At 73.5% G+C, this 1428-nt stretch carries 1 protein-coding gene and 1 pseudogene; both read left to right on the top strand.

Features of this window, described 5'->3' with window-relative positions; translation table 11 throughout:
- Positions 1-220: CGNR zinc finger domain-containing protein (locus tag G3I19_RS36460; RefSeq protein ID WP_164267941.1), on the top strand; the 220-nt coding region annotated here is incomplete at its 5' end.
- 142 nt (positions 221-362) lie between these two features.
- Positions 363-1428 (top strand): annotated as a pseudogene (locus G3I19_RS36455) (helicase); the annotation flags it as partial.

The raw sequence follows: 1428 nt of genomic DNA, 5'->3' as shown, positions 1-1428 counted from the left end.
CGACGCGCTGCTCGCCGTCGTCGCCCGCGACGCCGTCGAACTGCTCACCGACCCGGGGGCCCGCGCGCTGCTGCGCCAGTGCGAGGGCGACAACTGCCGGCGGCTGTATCTCGACACCTCCCGGGGCCACCGGCGGCGCTGGTGCTCCAGCGAGGTGTGCGGCAACCGCGAGCGCGTCGCCAGGCACCGCCGCCGGGCGGCCGTCGCGGCCCGCGCCTGACGGAGAGTCGCGGCACACCAGGGGGACGCCGGAGGAACGCCGACGGGACGCGGGCCGTAACGCCGACGGAACGGCGCCTGACATACGCTCCCCCTTCGCATAGGGTTGACGGTCGCCCAATGCATGCAAGAAGGGGGCCTCAGTGGCCGCGCAGGACGCCGCTGTCGACTCGGTCAGGGACCGCGAGATCGCCACCGAGCAGGAGCACCTCGATCAGGTGTACCGACGCCTTGAGGAGAAGATCCACGAGGCTGAATTCCTCATGAACGACGCCGCCCAGCGCGGCCAGGTCGGTACGCCGGGCGCTCTCGCCGAGCGGGACGCCCAGGTCTTCCGGGCAGGTATCCACCTCAACCGCCTCAACAACGAGTTCGAGGACTTCCTCTTCGGACGTATCGACCTGCTTCAGGGCAAGGACGGCAAGAAGGGCCCGGACGGCGCGTACACGGCTGTCGAGCCGGCCGACGACGCCGTACGCCCCGACGGCACCGCCGACGTCGCCGAGACCCTGCACATCGGCCGGATCGGGGTCCTGGACTCCGACTACTCGCCGCTGGTCATCGACTGGCGGGCGCCGGCCGCCGCGCCGTTCTACCGGTCGACCCCGGTCGATCCGGGGCGCGTCGTCCGCCGCCGGGTCATCCGCTCCAAGGGCCGCCGGGTCCTCGGGGTCGAGGACGATCTGATGCGCCCCGAGCTGAGCGCGTCGCTGGACGGCGCCCCGCTGGCCGTCATCGGGGACGGCGCGCTGATGGCCGCGCTCGGCCAGGCCCGCAGCCACACCATGCGGGACATCGTCTCGTCCATCCAGGCCGAGCAGGACCTGGTGATCCGGGCGCCCGCGGCATCCGTCACCGAGGTCTCCGGCGGTCCCGGCACCGGCAAGACGGCCGTGGCGCTGCACCGTGCCGCGTACCTGCTCTACCAGGACCGCCGCAAGTACGCGGGCGGCATCCTGATCGTCTCGCCGACGCCTCTGCTCGTGGCGTACACCGAGGGCGTGCTGCCCTCGCTCGGCGAGGAGGGCCAGGTCGCGATCCGCGCGGTCGGCTCGCTGGTGGACGGCGCGGAGGCGACGGCGTACGACGAACCGGCCGTGGCCCGCGTCAAGGGCTCGTCGCGGATGCTCCAGGTGCTGCGCAGGGCGGCGCGCGGAGCGCTGGAGAGCCCGGCGCCGCGCCCGGCACGGCAGCGGACCCGCGGCGGTC

This window comes from Streptomyces sp. SID10853, assembly GCF_010548145.1.
In the GTDB taxonomy this organism is placed as follows: domain Bacteria; phylum Actinomycetota; class Actinomycetes; order Streptomycetales; family Streptomycetaceae; genus Streptomyces.
This window is presented reverse-complemented; position numbering and strand designations above follow the sequence as displayed.